General features: G+C 69.2%; 21 protein-coding genes and 1 tRNA gene. 12 read left to right on the forward strand and 10 right to left on the reverse strand.

What is annotated here, in order from left to right:
* Positions 1–56 precede the first annotated feature (56 nt).
* Positions 57–575 carry an isochorismatase family protein gene (locus ACN6M5_RS01615; RefSeq protein ID WP_434948284.1) on the forward strand — a complete coding sequence of 173 codons (519 nt, stop codon included), beginning with the start codon at positions 57–59 and terminating at the stop codon, positions 573–575.
* Positions 576–581: 6 nt separating this feature from the next.
* On the opposite strand, the gene ACN6M5_RS01620 is transcribed toward ACN6M5_RS01615, so the two are convergent.
* The 3 genes from ACN6M5_RS01620 to ACN6M5_RS01630 form a co-directional block, all read right to left on the reverse strand.
* Positions 582–1,895 carry a hypothetical protein gene (locus tag ACN6M5_RS01620; RefSeq protein ID WP_434948285.1) on the reverse strand — a complete coding sequence of 438 codons (1,314 nt, stop codon included), beginning with the start codon at positions 1,893–1,895 and terminating at the stop codon, positions 582–584.
* Positions 1,896–1,940: 45 nt separating this feature from the next.
* A complete protein-coding gene (locus tag ACN6M5_RS01625) occupies positions 1,941–3,830 on the reverse strand; it encodes a DUF2207 domain-containing protein (RefSeq protein WP_434948286.1) in 1,890 nt (629 codons plus the stop codon).
* 81 nt (positions 3,831–3,911) lie between these two features.
* A tRNA-Met gene (locus tag ACN6M5_RS01630) sits at positions 3,912–3,988 on the reverse strand.
* 170 nt (positions 3,989–4,158) lie between these two features.
* Between ACN6M5_RS01630 and ACN6M5_RS01635 the strand changes: the two genes are divergently transcribed.
* The 7 genes from ACN6M5_RS01635 to ACN6M5_RS01665 are packed head-to-tail and all read left to right on the forward strand — an operon-like array spanning position 4,159 to position 10,149.
* Positions 4,159–5,244, forward strand: a complete 1,086-nt coding sequence (locus tag ACN6M5_RS01635) for a response regulator (protein WP_085369451.1) — start codon at positions 4,159–4,161, stop codon at positions 5,242–5,244.
* On the forward strand, positions 5,241–6,242 hold the full coding sequence (locus tag ACN6M5_RS01640; protein WP_434948287.1) for an ATP-grasp domain-containing protein: 1,002 nt from the start codon (positions 5,241–5,243) through the stop codon (positions 6,240–6,242). Before ACN6M5_RS01635 ends, ACN6M5_RS01640 begins: the two co-directional genes overlap by 4 nt.
* On the forward strand, positions 6,239–7,030 hold the full coding sequence (locus tag ACN6M5_RS01645; RefSeq protein ID WP_434948288.1) for a PHP domain-containing protein: 792 nt from the start codon (positions 6,239–6,241) through the stop codon (positions 7,028–7,030). Before ACN6M5_RS01640 ends, ACN6M5_RS01645 begins: the two co-directional genes overlap by 4 nt.
* Positions 7,027–7,182 (forward strand): hypothetical protein, encoded by a 156-nt coding sequence (locus ACN6M5_RS01650; RefSeq protein WP_168689167.1) that lies wholly within the window; start codon positions 7,027–7,029, stop codon positions 7,180–7,182. Before ACN6M5_RS01645 ends, ACN6M5_RS01650 begins: the two co-directional genes overlap by 4 nt.
* Complete coding sequence (locus ACN6M5_RS01655) at positions 7,179–7,574, forward strand: response regulator (protein WP_434948289.1); 396 nt, start codon at positions 7,179–7,181, stop codon at positions 7,572–7,574. The genes ACN6M5_RS01650 and ACN6M5_RS01655 overlap by 4 nt, the downstream gene beginning before the upstream one ends.
* Positions 7,571–9,334: a sensor histidine kinase gene (locus ACN6M5_RS01660; protein ID WP_434948290.1), complete on the forward strand. Its 1,764-nt coding sequence runs from the start codon at positions 7,571–7,573 to the stop codon at positions 9,332–9,334. The genes ACN6M5_RS01655 and ACN6M5_RS01660 overlap by 4 nt, the downstream gene beginning before the upstream one ends.
* Positions 9,334–10,149, forward strand: a complete 816-nt coding sequence (locus ACN6M5_RS01665) for a carbon-nitrogen hydrolase family protein (RefSeq protein WP_434952286.1) — start codon at positions 9,334–9,336, stop codon at positions 10,147–10,149. The genes ACN6M5_RS01660 and ACN6M5_RS01665 overlap by 1 nt, the downstream gene beginning before the upstream one ends.
* Positions 10,150–10,193: 44 nt before the next feature.
* Here ACN6M5_RS01665 and ACN6M5_RS01670 read toward each other — a convergent pair whose 3' ends face one another.
* Positions 10,194–11,390, reverse strand: coding sequence for a pyridoxal phosphate-dependent aminotransferase (locus tag ACN6M5_RS01670; RefSeq protein ID WP_434948291.1), 1,197 nt, complete (start codon positions 11,388–11,390; stop codon positions 10,194–10,196).
* A 168-nt stretch (positions 11,391–11,558) separates the two neighbouring features.
* On the opposite strand from ACN6M5_RS01670, the gene ACN6M5_RS01675 reads away from it, so the two are divergent.
* The 4 genes from ACN6M5_RS01675 (at position 11,559) to ACN6M5_RS01690 (ending at position 16,213) form a co-directional block, all read left to right on the forward strand.
* A complete protein-coding gene (locus tag ACN6M5_RS01675) occupies positions 11,559–13,325 on the forward strand; it encodes a S1C family serine protease (RefSeq protein ID WP_434948292.1) in 1,767 nt (588 codons plus the stop codon).
* A 131-nt stretch (positions 13,326–13,456) separates the two neighbouring features.
* Positions 13,457–14,518, forward strand: coding sequence for a glycosyltransferase family 2 protein (locus ACN6M5_RS01680; RefSeq protein ID WP_085369458.1), 1,062 nt, complete (start codon positions 13,457–13,459; stop codon positions 14,516–14,518).
* Positions 14,519–14,520: 2 nt separating this feature from the next.
* Positions 14,521–15,339 (forward strand): CDP-alcohol phosphatidyltransferase family protein, encoded by an 819-nt coding sequence (locus ACN6M5_RS01685; RefSeq protein ID WP_168689172.1) that lies wholly within the window; start codon positions 14,521–14,523, stop codon positions 15,337–15,339.
* The gene (locus tag ACN6M5_RS01690) at positions 15,332–16,213 is read left to right on the forward strand and encodes a glycosyltransferase family 2 protein (protein WP_434948293.1); all 882 of its coding nucleotides are present in this window, start codon (positions 15,332–15,334) and stop codon (positions 16,211–16,213) included. The genes ACN6M5_RS01685 and ACN6M5_RS01690 overlap by 8 nt, the downstream gene beginning before the upstream one ends.
* 64 nt (positions 16,214–16,277) lie before the next feature.
* Here ACN6M5_RS01690 and ACN6M5_RS01695 read toward each other — a convergent pair whose 3' ends face one another.
* From ACN6M5_RS01695 to ACN6M5_RS01720, 6 genes are all read right to left on the reverse strand, one after another.
* Positions 16,278–17,255, reverse strand: coding sequence for a hypothetical protein (locus tag ACN6M5_RS01695; RefSeq protein WP_434948294.1), 978 nt, complete (start codon positions 17,253–17,255; stop codon positions 16,278–16,280).
* Between the two features lie 79 nt (positions 17,256–17,334).
* A complete protein-coding gene (locus ACN6M5_RS01700; RefSeq protein ID WP_434948295.1) occupies positions 17,335–17,649 on the reverse strand; it encodes a helix-turn-helix domain-containing protein in 315 nt (104 codons plus the stop codon).
* Between the two features lie 105 nt (positions 17,650–17,754).
* Positions 17,755–18,144 (reverse strand): hypothetical protein, encoded by a 390-nt coding sequence (locus ACN6M5_RS01705; protein ID WP_247597352.1) that lies wholly within the window; start codon positions 18,142–18,144, stop codon positions 17,755–17,757.
* A gap of 139 nt (positions 18,145–18,283) precedes the next feature.
* Positions 18,284–19,021: an ABC transporter ATP-binding protein gene (locus ACN6M5_RS01710; protein WP_085369462.1), complete on the reverse strand. Its 738-nt coding sequence runs from the start codon at positions 19,019–19,021 to the stop codon at positions 18,284–18,286.
* Positions 19,021–19,830 (reverse strand): ABC transporter permease, encoded by an 810-nt coding sequence (locus ACN6M5_RS01715; protein WP_434948296.1) that lies wholly within the window; start codon positions 19,828–19,830, stop codon positions 19,021–19,023. The genes ACN6M5_RS01710 and ACN6M5_RS01715 overlap by 1 nt, the downstream gene beginning before the upstream one ends.
* Before the next feature lie 99 nt (positions 19,831–19,929).
* Positions 19,930–20,622: a phosphocholine cytidylyltransferase family protein gene (locus tag ACN6M5_RS01720; RefSeq protein WP_085369463.1), complete on the reverse strand. Its 693-nt coding sequence runs from the start codon at positions 20,620–20,622 to the stop codon at positions 19,930–19,932.
* Positions 20,623–20,658 lie beyond the last annotated feature (36 nt).

Raw genomic sequence — 20,658 nt, forward strand, 5'->3', positions numbered from 1 at the left:
CGCCCGGGATGCTGCACGGACTGGCGGGTCGCCGGGGGTGGGCGGATGATGTGGAGATGGGTTACGGACTGATGCTGGTGGATGTGCAACGCAACATGCTCGACGGCGAGACGGCGATCGAGGGTGCTGCGGCGTTCCGCGAGACGATGTCCGGGCTGCTCGAACGGGCGAGGGAGGCGCGCATCCCGATCGTCCACGTGCAGAACGACGGACGGCCGGGAGACCCGGACGAGCCGGGGACGCCGGGCTGGGAGTTCGTCTTCCGACCGCTGCCGGGCGAGCCGGTGGTGCGCAAGGACGTGGCCAACACGTTCGAGTCGAACCCCGCGCTCGCCGACGTGCTGCACGCGATGGGCGTCTCCACCCTGATCGTGGCCGGGCTGCAGAGCGAATACTGCATCCGGTCGACGGCGCTCGGCGCGCTGGAACGCGGCTTCGAGGTGATCCTGCCCGCCGACGGGCACGCCACGTACGACGACGGCGAACCGGCGGAGGACATCCGTGAGCGGATCGAAATCGAGCTGACCGCCGAAGGCGTCACCGTCGTGGATCTGGTGGAGGTGCGGTTCGACTGAGTCGGGTCACGCGGCGTATGCGTCCGCGAGACTGCCCCACACGTGCTCGTGCGGGCCCTCGTCTTCGAGGTCCAGACTCACATCCTTCGCGGCCGTGTGCATCCCCGCCGCCTCCATCGAAGCCACCACCAGGGTGGTGTACATGAAGTGCGCCAGGTTCTCATGACCGTGAACGTCGTCCCGGCGGAGCGGCGTCCGCTCTTTCGTGGATGCCCGCAGGGCGACGTGTTTGATCTCGTTGTTCGTGTTCCAGCTCAGGTTGACGAGCGAGCGGAACCGGGTGGACCCGCGCAGAAGCGGTGAGACGAGGTCGGTGATCGTGCTCGCGGTCGACGGGGTGCGCCCGTGAACGTTGCGCTGCACCCAGTGGGAGAGGTGCTCCCAGCCGATGGCGAGCGAGCTGATCCTGTTGCGGCGGTCTGTGATGGTGGTGCGGTGCTCTCCGCTGAGCGCGGAGGCGATGTACGGAACGTTGTGGCAGAGCGTCATCCACTCGAGGATGCCGCGCAGGCCGCCGATGGAGTGGATGTCGAGCTTCCCGCGCGTCCCGACCCGCATCCACGGCGCGAGCGCTGACGTGTCCGCGGTCTGGCCGAGAAGCGCCCTCGACCACCATTCGCTCGCGACGACCTCGCCGGGGCGGCCGTCGACCGTCGACCAGACCCACAGCTCTCTGGAGGCGTCGATGCCGGTCTCTCCGACAGCCTCCAGCAGCGTCTGCGCGGCGAACAGCGCGCTCCGTGCGTCGCTCAGTGAGGTCGGCGCATCGAACTCGAGTTCCAGACAGACCTGCTCGAGGTCGCTGCTCGCGATGGTGCGGGGCGCGTTCCGCTCGCTGGAGAATCGCGACGAGAACGTGAATGCGCGCACCGTCGTCCCGCCAGTGAGGTCACCGCTTGCCGCGTCGAGCTCGTCCAGCACCGCGTGGTCCACCGGCCAGACGCTGCGCCCGTTCACGTGGAGGTCCGCGTCGGGGTTCGAGGCTCGGAAGAACTTCGCGGACGCGCGCGGGTCGAGGCCGAGCCAGACGCGGGTGACCCGCGTCGGATCGGGAATCTCCGTCGCAGCGATCTCCGCCCAGCTGACCAGCAAATCGTCGAGTAGCAGCTCCCGCGTCTCCATGTCGCCGCGGCCGGCGGCCACGGTCGCGTGGAAAGTCGACCCGCGCTGAGAGTGCCCGGCCACGGATGCTGGAATCCACATCCGCTGAAAATCAGGCGTCAGCTTGAGGGTCGGTCCGGAGGGATGCATGGAGAGGAACGCTCGTTCGTCCGTCGCGGGAAGCTCGACGTTCAGGCCCGTTGTGATCGCAGGTCTCATCGGATCGAGTGTATGAGGAAGCGGAGCCGTGCGGGCGCAGGCAGCTCACCACCCGCCTCCGCCGCCTCCACCCCCGCCGCCTCCGGAGAAGCCGCCGCCACCGGCGCCGCCGGTGAAGCTGCTGCCGCCCGAGCCGGAGTATGACGAGACCGGCGGCGTCGTCGCGAACGGGGTGCCGTGGTACAGCGAGCTGAACGCGGCGACTTGGAGGGGGAGGAGCGCCGGGTTGGCCGAGCCGGGCATCCACTCGGGTTGGGTGGCGGTGACCTCGTAGGAGTGGGCGAGTTCGCGCATCCACTCCTTCTCGACGCCCCACACGATCGCGTACGGCAGGAGCTTCTCGTTGAGTTTGACCACGGCCGTGCCGTCGCGCGCGTCCACGCGCTCCGCGCCTTCCGGGCTCTGCAGCACGCGGAAGCGGTCGGCCTCGGCGAGGGCGAGATAGTCGCGCAGGCCGAGGAGATAGTCCCGGAGCTCGACCCCCTTCTCGGTGAGCAGGTTCGGCACGGCGCTCAGCGGGAAGACGGCGATGGTTGCGACGATCACGCCGGCGAAGCCCCATCCCAGCACGGCCGTCGTCGCGTTCTGGGTGGTCGACCAGGCGAACACGACGATCCAGGCGATGAGGATCAGCACGATGCCCAACCGGAACAGGAGCGGGAGGCGGCTTTTCGGGCGTGCCCTCAGGCCGCGTTGGGTCACCACGGTGTTCAGTGCGCCGCCGAGTCCGGCCAGGCGGTCGCCGAGAACCTGGTTCTGCGGGTCGAGCACTTCCTCGTGGCCGGGTTCCGCCGCACCGAAGACCCTGGTCAGGATGTCGCGCTCCGCGTCGTCCCTCACGGTCGCGGGGTCGGCGAGGAGGCGCAGGCCGAACGGCCGGGACTGGGAGGCGTCCGAATGGTCGATGATCGCAGCGACCCGGTTGACGGCGAAGCCGACGAGCTGGGCGGGCAGCGCGCGGTCCTCCCGCTTCAGGAGCGTGGCGGCCAGGGCGGGGAACACGCCGGGCGGCGGGGTGTACTGCGGCACGATGATGCCGCGTCCGCGCGGCGTCCGCCAGAGGACCGAACGCGCGACCAGGGCGCCCGCGACGATCAGCGCGGCGATGGCCAGCAGGATCCAGGGCAGCACGGCGAAGGGGAAGGCATCCCTGGCGTCCGGCGGGGGAGCGAACGTGCCCGGGCGGAAGCCGACGGCGATGGTGACATTCTGCCGGGGCGGCACCGTCTCGTGGCTCACGGAGATCACCGTCCCGTCCGGTGCGGGAGCCGACGAGATGGTGCACGGCGTGATGCTGCCCTGCTCGCCGACGTAGCAGGACTGCTGACCGGTCAGCGCACCCGTCAGCGCGCTGTCGAGATGGAGACGTGCGCTGACCTTGCCGAACGGTTGATCCCATCCGGTGCCGTTGACGTCCCAGTAGAACTCGTCGTCGTGCGTGTCGGCGAACGGCCGGACCACGAAGCGTTGGGTGTAGGTGATCACGTAGGTCTGGCGTCCGTGCACGTATGCGTCGGCGGAGCCGATCGTGAGCCGGGCGAAGCCGTCCTGATCGTCGCGGGTGAACGGGATGGCTGCGCCGTCCGCGTCCGTGACCGAACGGACGTCGAGCCGGAGATCGGTGTGCTGATTCGACAGCGGGATGGCGCGGACGATGCCGTGGTTCTGATCGAATGACGGGAACTCGGCCACCAGCGTCTCGATGGTCGTCAGCGTCGAGTCCTTGTTCGCGTCGCGCGTGAGCGTGTAGTCGGCGTCGAAGGAATCGAAGGTGAAGTCGGCGGTGTCGGCGCGGACGGGTCCGGCGGGCTGGACGGGACCGGCGGCCTGGGCGGGACCGGCGGCGACCGCTGCCGTCGCGGGCCCGGCGCCGATCAGGCCGAGCGCGACGACGGCGGCGACGATGACGGCGCGAATTCGAGGCAACCAAGACACGAGAATGAGGCTACCCGAGGGTGCTGACCGGTCGAGACGCAAAGAACAAGGCCCGGATTTCCGTGGAAATCCGGGCCTTTCTGGTTGCGGGGGCAGGATTTGAACCTACGACCTCTGGGTTATGAGCCCAGCGAGCTACCGAGCTGCTCCACCCCGCGTCACAAGAATTTACTTTAGCACCGGCCGGCGGCGAAGGGAAAATCGGGGTCGCATCCCGGGCGTGCCGCGTCGTCGGCGGCGGTCGCCGGTAGACCGATCTGTCGATGCCGTGTTTCGGGGCCGGAACCGGAGCGGCCCCGCCGGTAGAGTCGACGCAGGGAGGGCGCCCATGCCGAGTTCGCTTCAGAAGTACCGGGTCTGCGTGATCGAGGACGATCCGGATGTCGCCTTCTACATGAAGACCGTGCTGGAGAAGCGCGCGGATGCGTCGGTCATCGCGATCACCGATCCGTCGAAGGCGTTGGCCGCCATCGCCGACTTCGAGCCGGACCTCGTGCTCACCGACATCGAGATGCCCGGCATCTCCGGTCTCGACCTGCTCAAGGAGCTGCGCAGCCAGTATCCCGGGATGCCCGTCGTCGTGATGACGGCGCACGTGTCCGTCGACTACGCCGTGTCCGCTCTGCGGGCGCAGGCGGACGAGTTCCTGACCAAGCCGGTCTCCTCCGCCGATCTGGTCTCCATCGTGACGCGGCTCGCCGAGCAGGGGCGCACCAAGAAGGCCGCGCAGCGTCCGCAGGTGGTGCTGGCCATCGGCGCGCATCCCGACGATGTCGAGATCGGTGTCGGCGGCATCCTGTCCGCCCACCGGGATGCGGGCAACACCGTGGTCATCCTCACCATGTCGAGGGGTGCACGGGGAGGGGATGCGGACGACAGGCAGCACGAGTCGCTGGCCTCCGCCGAGCTGCTCGGCGCCCGCCTGTTCATGGAGGACCTGGAGGACACGCAGATCTCCGCGGCCGACCCGACCGTCGGCATCATCGAGCGCGTCGTCGCCGAGGTGCAGCCGGACATCGTGTACACGCACTCCGCCCACGACCGCCATCAGGACCACCGCGCCGTGCACTCCGCGACCCTGGTGGCCACCCGGTCGGTGCGCACGGTCTGCTGCTATCAGAGCCCGTCGGCGACGATCGACTACCGGCCGACCCGGTTCGTGCCGATAGATGGTTTCACAGACGCGAAACTGCGACTGATCGATTGCTTCCGGTCGCAGACCGAGCTCCGCTCCTACCTCGAACCCGATTTCGTGCTCGCCACGGCGCGCTACTGGTCGCGGTTCGGCGGAGGGCAGAGCTGCGAGCCGCTCGAAGTGATCAAAGACACCGCCGACATCTCGGTGCCCGCATCGTCCCTGACGACGGACGCCAGGACGAGAGCGAAAGAAATGGATAGAGGAACAGAGAAGTGACCCGTGTTCTCGTGACAGGCGCAGGCGGCCCAGCCGGTGTCGCCGTCATCCGCTCCCTGCTGGCCCGCGACGACGTGCAGGTGCTCGCCGCCGACATGGACGGCTGGGCGAGCGGCCTCTACCTGGTCGACGCCGCCGACCGACGCATCGTGCCGGCCGGGAAGTCCGCAGGATTCGTCGACGAGCTGATCGGGATGTGCGAGGCGGACGGCATCGACGTCCTGTTCTCGACGGTCGACGTCGAGCTGCCCGGCCTCGCAGCCCGGCGCGACGACCTGCTCGCCGTCGGAACGGCGCTCGCCGCCCCCAGCATCGAGACGCTGACCGTCTGCCTCGACAAGTACCTGCTCGCCGAGCGCTGCGCCGGGTCGCTCGCCGTTCCGGAGACGCGGCTGCTGAACGCGGACGGCGTCGCGCACGACTGGACGTTCCCCGTCATCATCAAGCCGCGCAGCGGAGCGGGCTCCCGCGGCGTCCGCCTCATCCCCGACCGCGAGACGCTCGAGTCGCTCGGCACGGACGAGAGCATCCTGATCCAGGAGAACCTCCCCGGCGACGAGTTCTCCGTCGACGTGCTCGCCGCACTCGACGGCAGCGTGATCGCCGCCGTTCCCCGCTCGCGCGAACGCGTCGACTCCGGGGTGTCCATCGCCGGACGCACGGTGAAGCGCGACGAGCTCTCCCGCACGGCGGCCGACGTGGCGCGCGCGATCGGGCTCACTGGAGTGGCGAACGTGCAGCTGCGGTACAGCACGGCGGGCATCCCGGCCCTGCTGGAGGTGAACCCGCGCTTCCCCGGCGCGATGCCGCTCACCATCGCCGCCGGCGTCGACATGCCGTCGCTGCTGCTCGACCTGGTCACCGGGTTCGGCGCACCCGCCACGGTCGACTTCGTCGAGCTGGCGAACGTGCGCTTCCTCGAAGACGTGTTCCTCGACCCGTCCGACGTCCTCGTGTCCGAGAACGCCGCCCACGCGGAAGGCCCGGGCGAGGAGTGACGACGGCCCCGCGCGAGCTGCTGCTCGGCGACTACCACGTCCACTCCACCTTCTCCGACGACGCGGTCAGCACTCTCGCGGAGAACCTCGCTGCCGCGGAGGCGGCCGGTCTCCGCGAACTGCGGCTGATCGACCACGTGCGGGCGTCGACCACCTGGGTGCCCGAGTTCGTCCGCGCCGTCGCTGCCGAGCGCATCCCGAGCGGTCTCACGGTGTTCACGGGGGTGGAGACGAAGCTGCTGGATGCGTCCGGCGCCATCGACACGCCGCCCGACCTGATCGTCGGAGGTGACGGTGGGGTCGACGCCATCGTGATCGGCGACCACCAGTTCCCCGGCACGGACGGCCCGTGGTCGCCGCGCGAGACGACGGAGCGCCTGGCGGCGGGACTCTCGGAGGACGACGCGCTGGATCAGCTGATCACCGCGAGCATCCTGGCCATGCAGCGCACGCCGAACGCGCAGCTGGCGCACTGGTTCTCGATCCTGCCCAAGGTGGGCCTGTCGGAGGACCAGCTGGGCGCCGACCGGCTCTCCGCCTGGGCGGAAGCGGCGGCACGCACGGGCACGATCGTCGAGGTCAACGAGAAGTGGGCGTGTCCCGGTCCGGAGGCCGTCGCGGTCCTGATCGCGGCCGGTGCACGCATCGTCGCGTCGACGGACAGCCACGACGCGGTGGACGTCGGTCGATACGAACGTGTGGCGCACATCCTGGACGACGCCTATCGTCGTTCCCAGGACGACGTCGAACGAGCACGAGAACGAGCAGCAGGGGAGGAGGACCGATGAGTCCCATCCAGATCGACAGTGAGACGTACGACGAGATCCAGCGCGAGATCGACGCGAACAAGCGCTGGGAGTTCCGTCTGCTGCCGTACGCGGGGATCGCGCTGGTCGTGCTGGCCGCGATCGTCGTGGTGCGCACGGTGTTCCTCACGTGAGCGGTGCAGGCATTCCGAGGGTCGTCATCGCCGATGACGACGACGACATCCGCGGGCTGATGCAGATCGCCGCGCGCCGCGCGGGCGTCGAGGTGGTCGCGGCCGTCGACAACGGTCCGGCGGCGCTCGACGCCGTGCGGGCGGGCGGGATCGACCTCGTGGTCCTCGACATCTCGATGCCGGGGATGAACGGGGTGGAGGTGGCTGAGGCGGTCAGGGCCGATCCGGTCGCCAGCGCGACGCTCATCCTGATGGTCTCCGCGTCCGTGCAGCTGCTCACCGACCATGGCGTCGTCGCCGAACGATCGGACAGCTTCATCATCAAACCGTTCAGCCCCAAGGTCCTCACCGCGCGGATCCGGGAGATGCTCGGGATGGAGGCGACGGTATGACCCTCGACCGCTGGCTCGGCAGGATCTCGCTCGACTCTCCCACCCCGTTCGTCAAGCAGCTTCCGACGATCATCGGCTTCCTGATCGCCATCGGCGTCATCCTGCTCCCGGTGAGCCCGTGGCCGACGGAGCCGCTCTACTTCACGATCGGCGTCGTGCTCGCCGCCCTGGCGAGCATTCTGTCGTTCGCCCTTCCGTGGAAGAAGATCCGCACGGAGTGGTCGATCCTCATCCCGGTGGTGTCGCTGATCGCGGTCGGACTGTTCCGTCTGGGGACGGGCGGATCGACCTCGCCGTACGGCGCACTGCTGCTGCTGCCGTTCGTGTGGATCGCGACGGAGGAGGGCAGGATCAACGCCGTGATCGCGGCGCTCGGCACGTTCCTCGTGCTCCTCGCCCCGCTCATCTCGACCTCGGTGCCCAGCACGGTCGGCGACCTGGTGCGCGCGTTCTTCTCCCCGCTGATCTACATGATCGTCGCCGTCGTGATCAACGAGATCGCGCACAGGGTGAGGGTGCAACTCGCCGCGGCCAACGAGGCGGCGAAGCTCCGCAAGGAACTGCTCGAGCAGGCGGTGCGCGCCCAGGACGAGCTGGTGCTCAACGAGGCTCGCCTCAAGACGGCCAACCGGCTCATCCAGAGCATCTGGAACGCCGTCACGGAGCAGTCCGTGATCGGCACGGACCTCGACGGGCTGATCGACGTCTGGAACCCCGGCGCGGAGAAGATGCTCGGACTGACCGAGAAGCAGGCGCTCGACGGCCGGCGCCACATCATCGACTTCCACCTGGCCTCCGAGCTGGAGGAGCGCCTGCGCGCGATGGACGCGCGCGTGCAGACCGTGTCCAGCGCAGAGGACTTCTCCGCCCTGGTGGATGCTGTCCGCTCCGGCTACGCGGACGTGCGCGACTGGACCTACGTGCGCCCGGACGGCAAGCAGGTGCCCGTGCAGGTGGCAGCGACGCCGCGCCTGGACGAGAACGGCCACAGAGTCGGCTTCATCTTCGTGGCGACGGACATGACCCAGGCCCGCGAGTTCGCGCGCCTCAAGGACGAGTTCGTCGGCCTCATCTCGCACGAGCTGCGCACGCCGCTCAGCTCGATCCTCGGCTATCTGGAACTGATGCGCGACGACGAGGACGACCCGCTCTCGCAGGAGCAGCTGCAGTACCTCGGCGTCGCGGAGCGCAACGCGCACCGCCTGCTGCGGCTGGTCGGCGACCTGCTGTTCACGGCGCAGGTGGAGTCCGGCCGGTTCCCGCTGGAGCACAAGGACGTCGACCTCGGCCCGCTGATCGCGGCCTCCGTCGAGTCGGCCGGCCCCGTGGCGGCCAACGCTGGGATCACCCTGGCCGCCGAGTTCCCGGATGAGCCGGTGACGATGTTCGGCGACCCTGTGCGCATCGGCCAGTCCGTCGACAACCTCGTCTCCAACGCCATCAAGTTCACCCCGTCCGGCGGCACGGTCACCGTGACGCTGTCCACGGACGGAGGGGATGCGGTGATCGCGGTCAGCGACACCGGCATCGGGATCCCGGCCGTCGAGCTCGGGCAGCTGTCCAACCGGTTCTTCCGCGCATCCACCGCCACCCGCAACGCGGTGCCGGGCGTCGGACTGGGTTTGACGATCACGAAGGCCATCGTCACCGCCCACGGCGGGAGCATCGACATCGCCAGCGAGGAGGGCGTCGGCACCACTATCAGCCTGCGCCTGCCGCTCGAGGTCACGACGGATGCGGTGGTCGAGGGAGGCCGATGATGGACGAGGCTCAGACGGTCACCGTCGCCGTGGTGCAGTTCACGCCCACCGACGACAGAGTGCACAACCGGGATGCGGTCGCCGCGTTGGTCGCGGTCGCGGCGGGCCGGGGGGCGCGGCTGGTGGTGTTCCCGGAGTACTCGTCGTACTTCGAGCATCCACTGGGCTCCGGCTTCGCACGCAACGCCGAGCCGCTCGACGGCGCGTTCGTCGGGGCGCTGGTCGAGGCCGCGCGCGAGCACCAGGTGTTCGTGGTCGCCGGGCTGGTGGAGAGCACGGAGGACAGGCACCGGTTCTCCAACACGCTCGTCGCCGTCTCCCCGGACGGCGACGTGGTCGCCACCTACCGCAAGCAGCACCTCTACGACGCGTTCGGCGCGAGCGAGTCGGAGTGGGTGGTCCCCGGAGCGCTCGACGCACCGCAGACGTTCGACGCCGACGGGATCACGGTCGGGATGCAGACCTGTTACGACCTGCGCTTCCCCGAGGTCACCAGGCGCCTGGCCGACGCGGGGGCCCAGCTGGTGCTCGTGCCGGCGGAGTGGGTGCGGGGGCCGCTGAAGGAGCAGCACTGGCGCACGCTGATCGCCGCGCGCGCCATCGAGAACACGCTGTACGTCGCAGCCGCCGACCACGCGCCGCCGATCGGCGTCGGGTCGAGCACCGTCGTGGACCCGATGGGCGTCGCGCTCGCGACGATCGGGGAGACCACCGGGGTGGCCGTCGCCGAGGTCGACGCCGAACGCGTGCGCTCCGTCCGGGAGCTCAATCCGGCCCTCGCGCTCCGCCGCTACCGGGTGGAGCCGATCGACTGAGGCGCGCCGCAGCGCACGCCCGTCCGGTCAGTGTCGCAGCCCGGTCAGTGTCGCAGCCCGGCGAGCTGGGCGGCCGCCCGCTCGAGCACCTCGGTGCGCTTGCAGAACGCGAACCGGACGAGGGATGCGGTCCGCGCCCGGTACTCGTCCGTGCAGAACGCGGACAGCGGCACGGCCACCACCCCGGCGAGGTGCGGCAGTTCGCGGCAGAACCGCACGGCGTCGTCGAAGCCGAGCGGGGCGGCGTCCGCCACCACGAAATACGTTCCGTCGGAGTTCGCGACACCGAAGCCGGCCTCGCGCAGGCCGGCCGACAGCAGGTCCTTCTTGCTCCGGAGGGTCTCTGCGATGCCGGTGAAGTAGTCGTCGCCCAGCCGGAGCCCGGCCGCGATGGCCGGCTGGAAGGGTGCGCCGTTCACGTAGGTGAGGAACTGCTTCACGGTGAGGATCGCGGTGACGAGCTCGGCCGGGGCGGTGAGCCAGCCGATCTTCCAGCCCGTGGTGTTGAACGTCTTCCCTCCCGACGAGATCGTCACCGTGCGCTCCCGTGCCCCGGGCAGCGTGGCGATGGGGACGTGGGGGAGACCGAAGGTGAGGTGCTCGTACACCTCGTCGGTGACGATGATGGCGTCGTGCTCGTGCGCCAGCTCGACGATCGTGCGCAGCACCTCGGCGCCGAGCACCGTGCCCGTCGGGTTGTGCGGCGTGTTCACGAGGATGATCCTGGTGCGGTCGGTGACCGCATCCCGCAGCTCGTCGAGGTCGGGCTGGAAGTCGGGCAGCCGCAGCGGCACCGTCCGGTGCCTGCCGTCCGCGAGGCCGATGAGGCCGCCGTATGCGTCATAGAACGGCTCGAAGGTGACGACCTCGTCTCCCGGCTGCAGCAGGGCGAGCAGGGTGGCGGCGATGGCCTCCGTCGCCCCAGCTGTCACCAGCACCTCGCGGTCCGGGTCGACGGTGAGGCCGTAGAAGCGCTGCTGGTGCTCGGCGATGGCGAGCCGCAGCTCGGGGATGCCGATGCCCGGCGGGTACTGGTTCCTGCCGTCCCGGATGGCGGAGACGGCGACGTCGAGGACCTCGGCGGGCCCGTCCTCATCCGGGAAGCCCTGGCCGAGGTTGATCGCGCCGGTGCGCACGGCGAGCGCGCTCATCTCGGCGAACACTGTCGAGGCGATCGTCCCGTCCGCCCCGAGCAGCCCGGCGCCGCTCGCCGCCCGTCTCCACGCGCCTGGCACCGTCATGGTCACGTCCTCTCGCCGTCCTGCCTCCCAACCTACGGGGTGTCGGTCACCGGATGCATTCGGTACGTTGTGCAGAGTCATTGACAGGCGGTAGCTCGTCCACAGGGGCCGCAAATAGAACACCCAGGTTCGCATCCCAAGCTGTCAGTGCTTGGAAGGAGCAACACCATGACTGACACCCCGATCACTCCGGAGCCCGCGAAGGCCCAGCACGACGCCGACACCGAGTCGGTCGTGGGCGCTGCAGCCGAGACTCCCGCCGCAGCAGAGAACCAGGCGCCGGCCGCGCCCGCCGAGTCGGCGGAGACCGCAGCACCGGCGGCCCCCGCGGCGCCCGCCGCCCCCGCCGCTGGCACGCCCGCTTGGGAGGCGCCCGCCGCCGCCGAGACGGCACCCGCAGCACCGGCTGCGGCCGCCGCGTCCGCCGCTGAGCAGCCGACGGGCGCTCAGCCCACCGCGCAGCAGCCGACGGCTCCCGTCGCACCGGCCGCGCACACCACGCAGCCGACGCAGCCCGTCCCGCCGCAGCCGTACGGCCAGCAGCCCACGGCCCAGCAGCCGACGGCGCAGCAGCCCAACTACGGCAACGGCGCTTTCGGCCAGCCCGCATACCAGGGCGTGCCGCAGCAGCCGTACGCCCCGCACACCCAGCAGGGCCCGTACGCCACGGCCCCTGGCGTCGCGGCCGCAGACAAGCCGGCCAAGAAGCGCAACACCGGCATGATCATCGCCACCCTCGCGATCGGCGCCCTCATCGGCGGCGTCGCCGGAGCGGGAGCCGGTGTCGGCATCTACGCGGCCACCAGCTCGAACAACGCCACGATCAAGACCGTCTCGGGTCCGCAGAACATCACGGTCAACGACGCGAACAACGCCACGACGGTCACCGCCGTCGCCGCGAAGGCGTCCCCGAGCGTGGTCACCATCTCGGTGACCGGGTCGAGCGAGGGAGGCACGGGCTCCGGCATCGTCCTCACCTCCGACGGCTACGTCCTCACCAACACGCACGTCGTGACCCTCGACGGCCAGGCATCCAACGTGACCGTCAGCGTCCAGGACAACGACGGCAAGATCTACACGGCCAAGATCGTCGGCACGGACCCGACGACCGACCTCGCCGTGATCAAGCTGGACGGCGCATCCGGGATGACCCCGATGAAGTTCGCCGACTCCAGCAAGCTGAACGTCGGGGACACCGCGGTGGCCATCGGCGCGCCGCTCGGCCTGTCCGGCACCGTCACCGACGGCATCGTCAGCGCCCTCAACCGCAGCATCAGCATCGCGTCGTCCGCCGCCCCCAAGTCGGGAGACGACTCGTCCGGCGGCAGCGGGGGAGACAACAACGGAAACCCGTGGAACTTCGACTTCCCGGGCCAGGGCGGCTCCGGCCAGCAGCAGCAGCAGCAGCAGGCGACCGCGACCATCTCGCTGCCGGTCATCCAGACCGACGCCGCGATCAACCCCGGCAACTCGGGCGGCGCCCTGCTGAACAGCAAGGGCGAGCTGATCGGCGTCAACGTCGCCATCGCCAGCGCGAGCGGTTCGTCGTCGAGCGGCAGCCAGTCGGGCAGCATCGGCGTCGGCTTCGCCATCCCGGCGAACCTCGCGGAGCGCGTCTCGCAGGAGATCATCAAGAACGGCTCGGCGACGCACGGCCTGCTCGGCGCATCCGTCACCGACTCGTCCTCCGACGCCAAGGCGAAGAACGTCGGCGCCATCATCAAGGAGGTCACCTCCGGAGGAGCGGCAGCCGCTGCCGGCCTGAAGGCGGGCGACGAGGTCGTGAACTTCAACGGCCTGCCGATCACCAGCGCGACCGATCTCACGGCTCAGGTCCGCGCCCTCGCGGCCGGTGCCAAGGCGGACGTGACGTACATCCGCGACGGCCAGACCAAGACGACCACCGTCACGCTGGGTTCCCTCCCGGCGAGCTGATCGCCACCAGCGCCACCACGAGGCCGTCCCGCAGCAGCGGGGCGGCCTCGTGCCGTGCGGGGGTGCGGTTCCCAGGCGCGGCGATCCACGGCTGATAAGCTCGATTGACCCGAAAACGACGAATGGAACCGATGCCGGACAACACTGTGCACACCCTTCCCGGTGTCTCGTACGTGATGCCCGTTCTGAACGAAGTCACTCACGTGCGGGCGGCCGTCGACAGCCTCCTCGCGCAGGACTACGCAGGACCGTTCGAGGTGACCGTCGCCCTCGGCCCGAGCATGGACGGCACCACGGAGCTCGTCGAGGAGCTCGCGGCGATCGACAACCGCATCCACATCGTCGAGAACGTCGTCGGCTCCACGCCGGCCGGGCTCAACCTGGCCATCCGGCAGTCGCACTACCCGGTGGTCATCCGGGTGGATGCGCACTCGGTGCTTCCCCCCGACTACGCCCGCATCGCGGTCGAGACCATCCTGGAGACGGGCGCCGACAACGTCGGCGGGCTGATGGATGCGCAGGGCACCACCCCGTTCGAGCGCGCCGTCGCGCGCGCATACGGCAGCCGCATCGGCCTGGGCGGCACCAAGCTGCACGTCGGAGGCGAGGCAGGACCGGCCGAGACCGTCTACCTCGGCGTCTTCCAGCGCGACCGGCTGCTCGAAGTGGGCATGTTCGACGAGGACATCAAGCGCGGGCAGGACTGGGAGCTCAACCGCCGCCTGCGCTCCACCGGGGGGACGGTGTGGTTCACCCCGCGCCTCAAGGTCACGTATCGTCCGCGCCCCAACCTGTACCGGCTGGCCAGGCAGTTCGTCTCCACCGGCGTGTGGCGCGGAGAGCTGGCGCGCCGCTTCCCGGCCGCAAACGGGCTGCGCTACTTCGCGCCGCCGCTGATGGTGGTCGCCGTGGCCGTCGGGCTGCTCCTCGGCATAGCCGGCATCGTGCAGGCCATCGTCGGGGCTGCACCGTGGCTGCTCATCGGTTTCGCGATCCCCGCGTTCTACGTGCTCATCGTGCTCGTCTCCGCGCTGGTCTGGGGACGCTCTCTGCTCGCAGGGCCCGACGGCGGCTTTCGTTCGTTCTTGTGGTTTCTCGTAGTCTTGCCGTGCATCCATTTCTGCTGGGGGAGCGGGTTCATCCTCGGATACCTGTCGCTCACCCGGAACATCACTGCCCACACGGGAAGGTAGCCATGTCAGCCCCAGGAGCCGGCGCGCACGGAGCGCGCCCGACCTCGATCGCCGAACTGCGCGCCGTCGCGCAGCCGCCCGAGGTGCGCGGCCGACGCAACGCCGAGCACTGGACGGCGTCGCTCTACCTGCGCAACTTGTCTCCCTACCTCACCTGGTTCCTGCTCAAGACGTCGATCTCGGCCAACGGCGTCACCGGGCTGATGATCCTCACCGGATGGGCGACGGCCGCGAGCCTGCTCATCCCGGGCATCGGCGGTGCGGCGCTCGCGCTCATCCTCGGTCAGCTGCAGATGCTCGTCGACTGCTGCGATGGCGAGGTGGCGCGCTGGCGCAACACGTCGTCTCCCGCGGGGATCTTCCTCGACAACGTCGGGCACTACTCCACGGAGACGCTGATCGCCATCGCGCTCGGCATCCGCGCCGCCGGATACCCGTTCGAAGCTCCGGCCGATTACCTCTGGACCAACCTGGGCACGCTGCTCGCCCTCATCATCGTGCTCAACAAGGCGCTCAACGACATGGTGCGCGTCGCCAGGGCGAACGCCGGGCTCGGCAAGCTGGCCGACACGCAGGCGGCGTATGCGCCCACCCACGGCGTGATCGCCCGCCTGCGCCGTGCCGCCCGCTTCGTCCCGTTCCACCGCCTGTACCACTCGGTGGAGCTGACCATCATGATCTTCGTGTTCTCGATCGTCGGGCTGTTCATCGGCGACCAGCTGGCGAACCGCATCCTGCTGTCCGTGCTGGTGCCGCTCGCACTGCTGGCGCTGATCGGGCACTTCGTGGCCATCATGTCGTCGAAGCGCGTCCGTGGCTGACCGGCAGGTCGCCGTCGTCGTGCTCACCCAGGGCACGCGACCGGAGGAGCTGCGCCGCGGCGTCGACTCGGTGCTGGCGCAGACGGGGGTGACCACCGACATCGTCGTGGTCGGCAACGGCTGGGATCCTGCGACCTCGGACCCCGCGCTGCCGGAGGGTGTCCGCACCCTGCACCTCCCGGAGAACCTGGGCATCCCGGCCGGACGCAACGCCGGCGTGCCGCTGGTGACCGGCGACATCCTGCTCTTCCTGGACGACGACGCGTGCATCCCGTCGCCGCAGTTCCTCAGCGACGCGATCGGCAAGCTGGAGGCGGACCCGGGCATCGGGATGATCCAGCCGCGCATCGTCGACCCGTCCGGCACGATGTCGCCGCGGCGCTGGATCCCGCGCATCCGCAAGGGCGACCCGGCGCGCCCGAGCAACGTCTTCTCGGTGTGCGAGGCGGTCATCGTGCTGCCGCGCAGCGTGTTCGATGCGGCAGGCGGCTGGGCCGCCCCGTTCTTCTACGCGCACGAGGGCATCGACCTGGCCTGGAAGGTCTGGGACCAGGGCCTGCGCACCTGGTATGCGGGCGACCTGATCGCCAACCACCCGGCGGTGTCGCCCACCAGGCACGCGTACTACTACCGGCTCAACGCCCGCAACCGGGTGTGGCTGGCGCGCCGCAACCTCCCCGCCGTGCTGGCGCCGCTCTACGTGGGTTCGTGGACGGGCATCCAGCTGCTCCGCTGGTTCAGGAAGCCGGCGGTGCTGAAGGCGTGGTTCGGCGGCTGGCGGGAAGGCTGGCGCACCGACCCCGGAGAGCGCCGCCCACTCCGCTGGCGCACGGTCTGGCGGATGACGCTGGCCGGCCGCCCGCCCATCGTCTGAGCGCTGCCCCAGCGCTGCGCGCGCTCAGTCGCCTGCCCGCTCGCCTGGTGCCCCTTGCCCCGGCTTAGTCGTCGGCGCGCTCGTCGAGTGCGAGCAGGTCGGTGTCCTGTCCCTGCCCCTGCTCCAGCTCTGCCGGGGCGTCGGTCGCTGCCCGGCGGCGGGGGACAGCGCCTCGCAGCACTTTCCCGGCGCGGACGGCGGCACCACCGGCGCTCGCGCCCATCCTGCGCACGCCGTCGGTCGTCGCGGCGAGGGAGCGGCCGGCGATGTCCGGCTTCTTCTCGCCGATTGCGACCGGCCGGATGACCGGGTCGGTCGCCGCCGGGAAGACTTCGGGCGCGCGGCCGAAGGCCAGGCGGGAGTTCTGCACGACGCGCCTGCCCAGGATGTTGTTCCCCGCGCCACCGATGACGGCACCGACGCCGAACGGGATGGCGCGGCCGATGATGCCCGCCCCTCCGCGGATCGCGAATTGCCGGATGAACGCGCTCTTCAGCCTGTCCACCAGCGGCCCGACCATCATCGTCGGCAGGCTGGACGTGACCATCTCGCCCCAGTACGCGCTGCGCCCGGCACCGGATCCTGCGACCTGCCCGGCGAGCTGGCGGACGAGGTCCGAGCCCTCCTTGCCGAGCATCATCGTGAGCACGAGGGCGCGGGCGCGTTCCGGGTCGTCCACGGCGATGCCGTGCAGCTCGCTGAGCGACTGCGCGTAGAGGGCGGTCGCTTCCAGGAAGGCGGCCGTCTCGAGACCGGAGAGTGCGATGGTGACGCCGGTGCCGATCGCCGGGATGACGGCGGTGACACCGACCGCGGCTCCGCCGGTGGTCACGGCGGCCAGGTAGCGGCGTTCGAGGATGGCGGCGAGCTGCGCGGGGGTCGCATCCGGGTTCCTGCGCCGGATGCTCCGCAGGTGGGCCAAGACGGCCGGCCGGTGGATCGCGAGGAAACGGTCGAGCGTCGAGTTGAGCACGCGGGGCGTCTCGGCGCCGGACGGCGCGCCCCCGGTGACCGATACGAGCGGTTTCTGCTGTCTAGCCATCGCCTCCGAGTGTATGCGTACATTCTGCGAGGAACACGGGGGTTGACTCTCCCGTGTTCCTCGCGTGGGCGTGCCGGACTCAGAGCGGGCGGCGCGAGCGCCCGTGCCGTGACCGCAGGTAGTCGGAGGCGGGAAGCACGCTGTAGACCTCCGGCAGATGCTCACCGGTCAGATCGGTGGTGAGGGCGCCGACGTCGACCCCGAGCACGCTCGCGATGCGCAGGATGGTCACGAGGCTCGGGTTGGCGACGCCGCGCTCGATCTTGCCGTAGTTGGTGACGTGCATCTGCGCGAGGTCGGCCACGTTCTCCTGGCTGAGACCGAGCTCGATGCGGACGCTGCGCACCCGACGACCGAAGATCAGGGCGGCTGGGGACAGGGGTTCTGGGGACATAAACAATAAATACGGCGAGCGTGCGTCCGTGGCCAGAGCCGAAACACCTCGGACTCTTTCACCGTGTGCGTAAAAGATGTGAAATACATGCGATGCCCGGCGCGCCTAGAAGCTGACGTTCCAGAGGTATTCCGTGCCGTCCGGATGGAACCACCGGACGACGAGGATCGTGTCTCTGGCAACGTCGCGCCCGATCACCGTGGCGACCACCGACGCATCCGGGGCGATCGTGCTGGGCGAGCTCACGCGGAGCCGGGAGCGGCCGGAGATGCTGACCGTGACCCCGCTGAGCACATCCCGGCTGGTGTTCACCAGCCGGTAGAGCGGGGGAGCGCTGCGGTCGACCACCCACGGAACGGGGCGTGCGACGGCGTGCCCCGCTCCGGATGCCGGTGGCCGGCGCACCACGGGGGCGCGGAGCGCGGACGGGCGCCGGAGGGCGGAGGGACGACGGGTCTCGGAGGGACGGTGGGCTTCATGGGGACGGCGGATCATGGCTACAAACTAATGATGGCGTCTGACGCGGGAGCCGTCTGGTCGGGTGTTCGTGCCCTTTATGTGGACAACGTGTCGTAATTTAAATTGTGGAGGGATTGGCGGGCCTGTGGAAACCGCCGTTGACCGGGAGTTTCGATCAGCTCCCGTAGTCGCGGTTGTAGAGCTCGAGCACGTCGTCGATGGAGCCGTCGAGCACCAGGGAGCCCTTGTCGAGGTAGAGGCCGCGTTCGCAGAAGCGGCGCAGGTCCTTCTCGTTGTGCGAGACGAAGAAGAGCGTCCTGCCGCCCGCGAGTAGCTCCTCGATGCGCCGGTAGCACTTCTCTCGGAAGCCCCGGTCTCCGACGGCGAGCACCTCGTCCACCAGGATGATCGGCTCTTCGAGCTGCGAGATCACGGAGAAGGCGATGCGCACCTTCATGCCGCTCGACAGGTGCTTGTACGGGGTGTCCACGAAGTCGCGGATCTCCGCGAAGTCGATGATGCTGTCGAACCGCTCGTCGATCTGCGAGCGCGACATCCCGTGCAGCCCGGCGGTCAGGTAGACGTTGTCGCGCACCGTGAGATCGTCGACGAACCCGCCGGTGATCTCGATCAGCGGCGCGACGCCGTCCTCGACCCGCACGAAGCCCTCGTCGGGCAGCATGACGCCGGCCACCAGCTTCAGCAGCGTGGACTTGCCCTGGCCGTTGCGGCCGACGACGCCGATGGCCTCACCCTCGCCCACGCTGAAGCTGACGTTGCGGAGCGCCCAGAAGTCGTCGGGGCGGGTGCGGCGCTGCCGCGAGCTGAACAGGTCTTTGAACGAGCGCCGGCCTCCGCGGTTCCTGCGGAACCGCACGCCGAGGTCGGCCACGTCGATGATGGGTGCCGTCATCAGATCTCCTTCAGGACGGCGCGCTCGCTCCGCCGGAACACCAGGACGCCGACCACCAGCAGGATGAGCGACACCAGGGCGCTCATCAGCACGAGATACCAGTCCAGCTCCTTCGCGAAGAAGGTGGCCCTGTACAGGCTGAACAGACCGGTGAGCGGGTTGAACGCCGCCAGGTCTTTCAGGATGTGGATGTGTTCGAGGTCGCGTGCGCTGTAGATGATCGGGGACGCGTAGAAGAGGAAGCGCAGGAACAGCTTGATCGCGCGCTCCAGGTCGCGGAAGAACACCACGAGCGGTGCGACGATCAGCCCGACGCCCACGGTCAGGATGACCTGGATCAGCACGGCGAGCGGGAACAGCAGGATGTCGACGTTGATGGTCGCCCCTCCGATGATCGCGAAGAACGCGAGCACGGGGAGGGACAGCAGGAACTCGATGCCCTTGGATGCGACGATCCTGTTCACCCAGATCGAGCGCGGGATCATGGTCGACCGGATCAGCTTCGACTCGCGGAGGAAGGCCCTGGTGCTGTCCGAGACCGCGCCGTTGAACCACATCCAGGGCAAGAGGGCGGCGAGCAGGAAGACGATGTACGGGTCTTCGCCGACGTTGCGGTGGAAGATCTGCGTGAAGACGAGCCAGTAGATGCCGCTCATCACCAGGGGGTCGAGGATCGACCACAGGTAGCCGAGCACGCTGGTCGAGTATCGGACCCGCAGGTCGCGCTTGGTCAGCAACCAGAGGGAGTGCCGATAGCGGGCGAACTTCGTTCGCTGCGCAGGGCGCACGGCAGTGAATGTACTGGTCACGGAACCCATCGTATTGATCGAAGCTGCGTGCTCGTCACGCAGCCCACATGACTATACGAAAATACAGCGACGACGCGTGAATTTCGTTTGCGCGGCGGACTACACGAAGAGGTTCGCGCGCTCCAGGTCTTCCTGGAAGTCGACCTCGACGGCGTACAGGTCGGAGATGTCGACAGGCTCGACGAGCATCCCGTCCTGCTCGATCGCGAGCTCGATGCCGCGCTCGAAGTAGTCCTGGTCGCCGACGCGCTGCAGCTGGCGCAGCAGGCCCGCCTTGTCTGCGCTGGAGATGTAGTTGATGCCGACGGCCTCGCCCAGACCGTTCTTGACGGTCTTCGACAGCTCCTGGATGTAGCCCTCTGCTCCGGTGGTGTACTTGACCTCCTCGTCGGCGACCGACGAGGTGTTGACGGTCACGAACGACTGGTCGCGGTTGACGGTGGCTGCTGCACGCACGAGGACGGCCGGGTCGAAGACCACGTCGCCGTTCATCCAGAGCACGCCGCCGTTGCCGGACGCCTGCAGGGCGCGCATGAGGCTCTTGGAGGTGTTGGTCTGGTCGTACTGCTCGTTGTAGACGAAGGAGGCGTCGGGGAAGGCCTCGATGATGTGCTCGAGCTTGTAGCCGACGACGATCGTGACCTTGGCGTCCTTGCCGAAGGCAGCGTGGATGTTGTCGAACTGCTGCTGCATGATGGTGCGGCCGTCGCTGAGCTCGGTGAGAGGCTTCGGAAGGCTTCGTCCGAGTCGGCTGCCCATGCCGGCTGCCAGAATCACTACCTGGGTCGTCACAATTGTCTCCTTGGGTTCCGTGCGGACGGGTGATGG

Origin of the sequence: Leifsonia araucanica (assembly GCF_051161895.1) — a bacterium.
GTDB lineage: Bacteria > Actinomycetota > Actinomycetes > Actinomycetales > Microbacteriaceae > Leifsonia.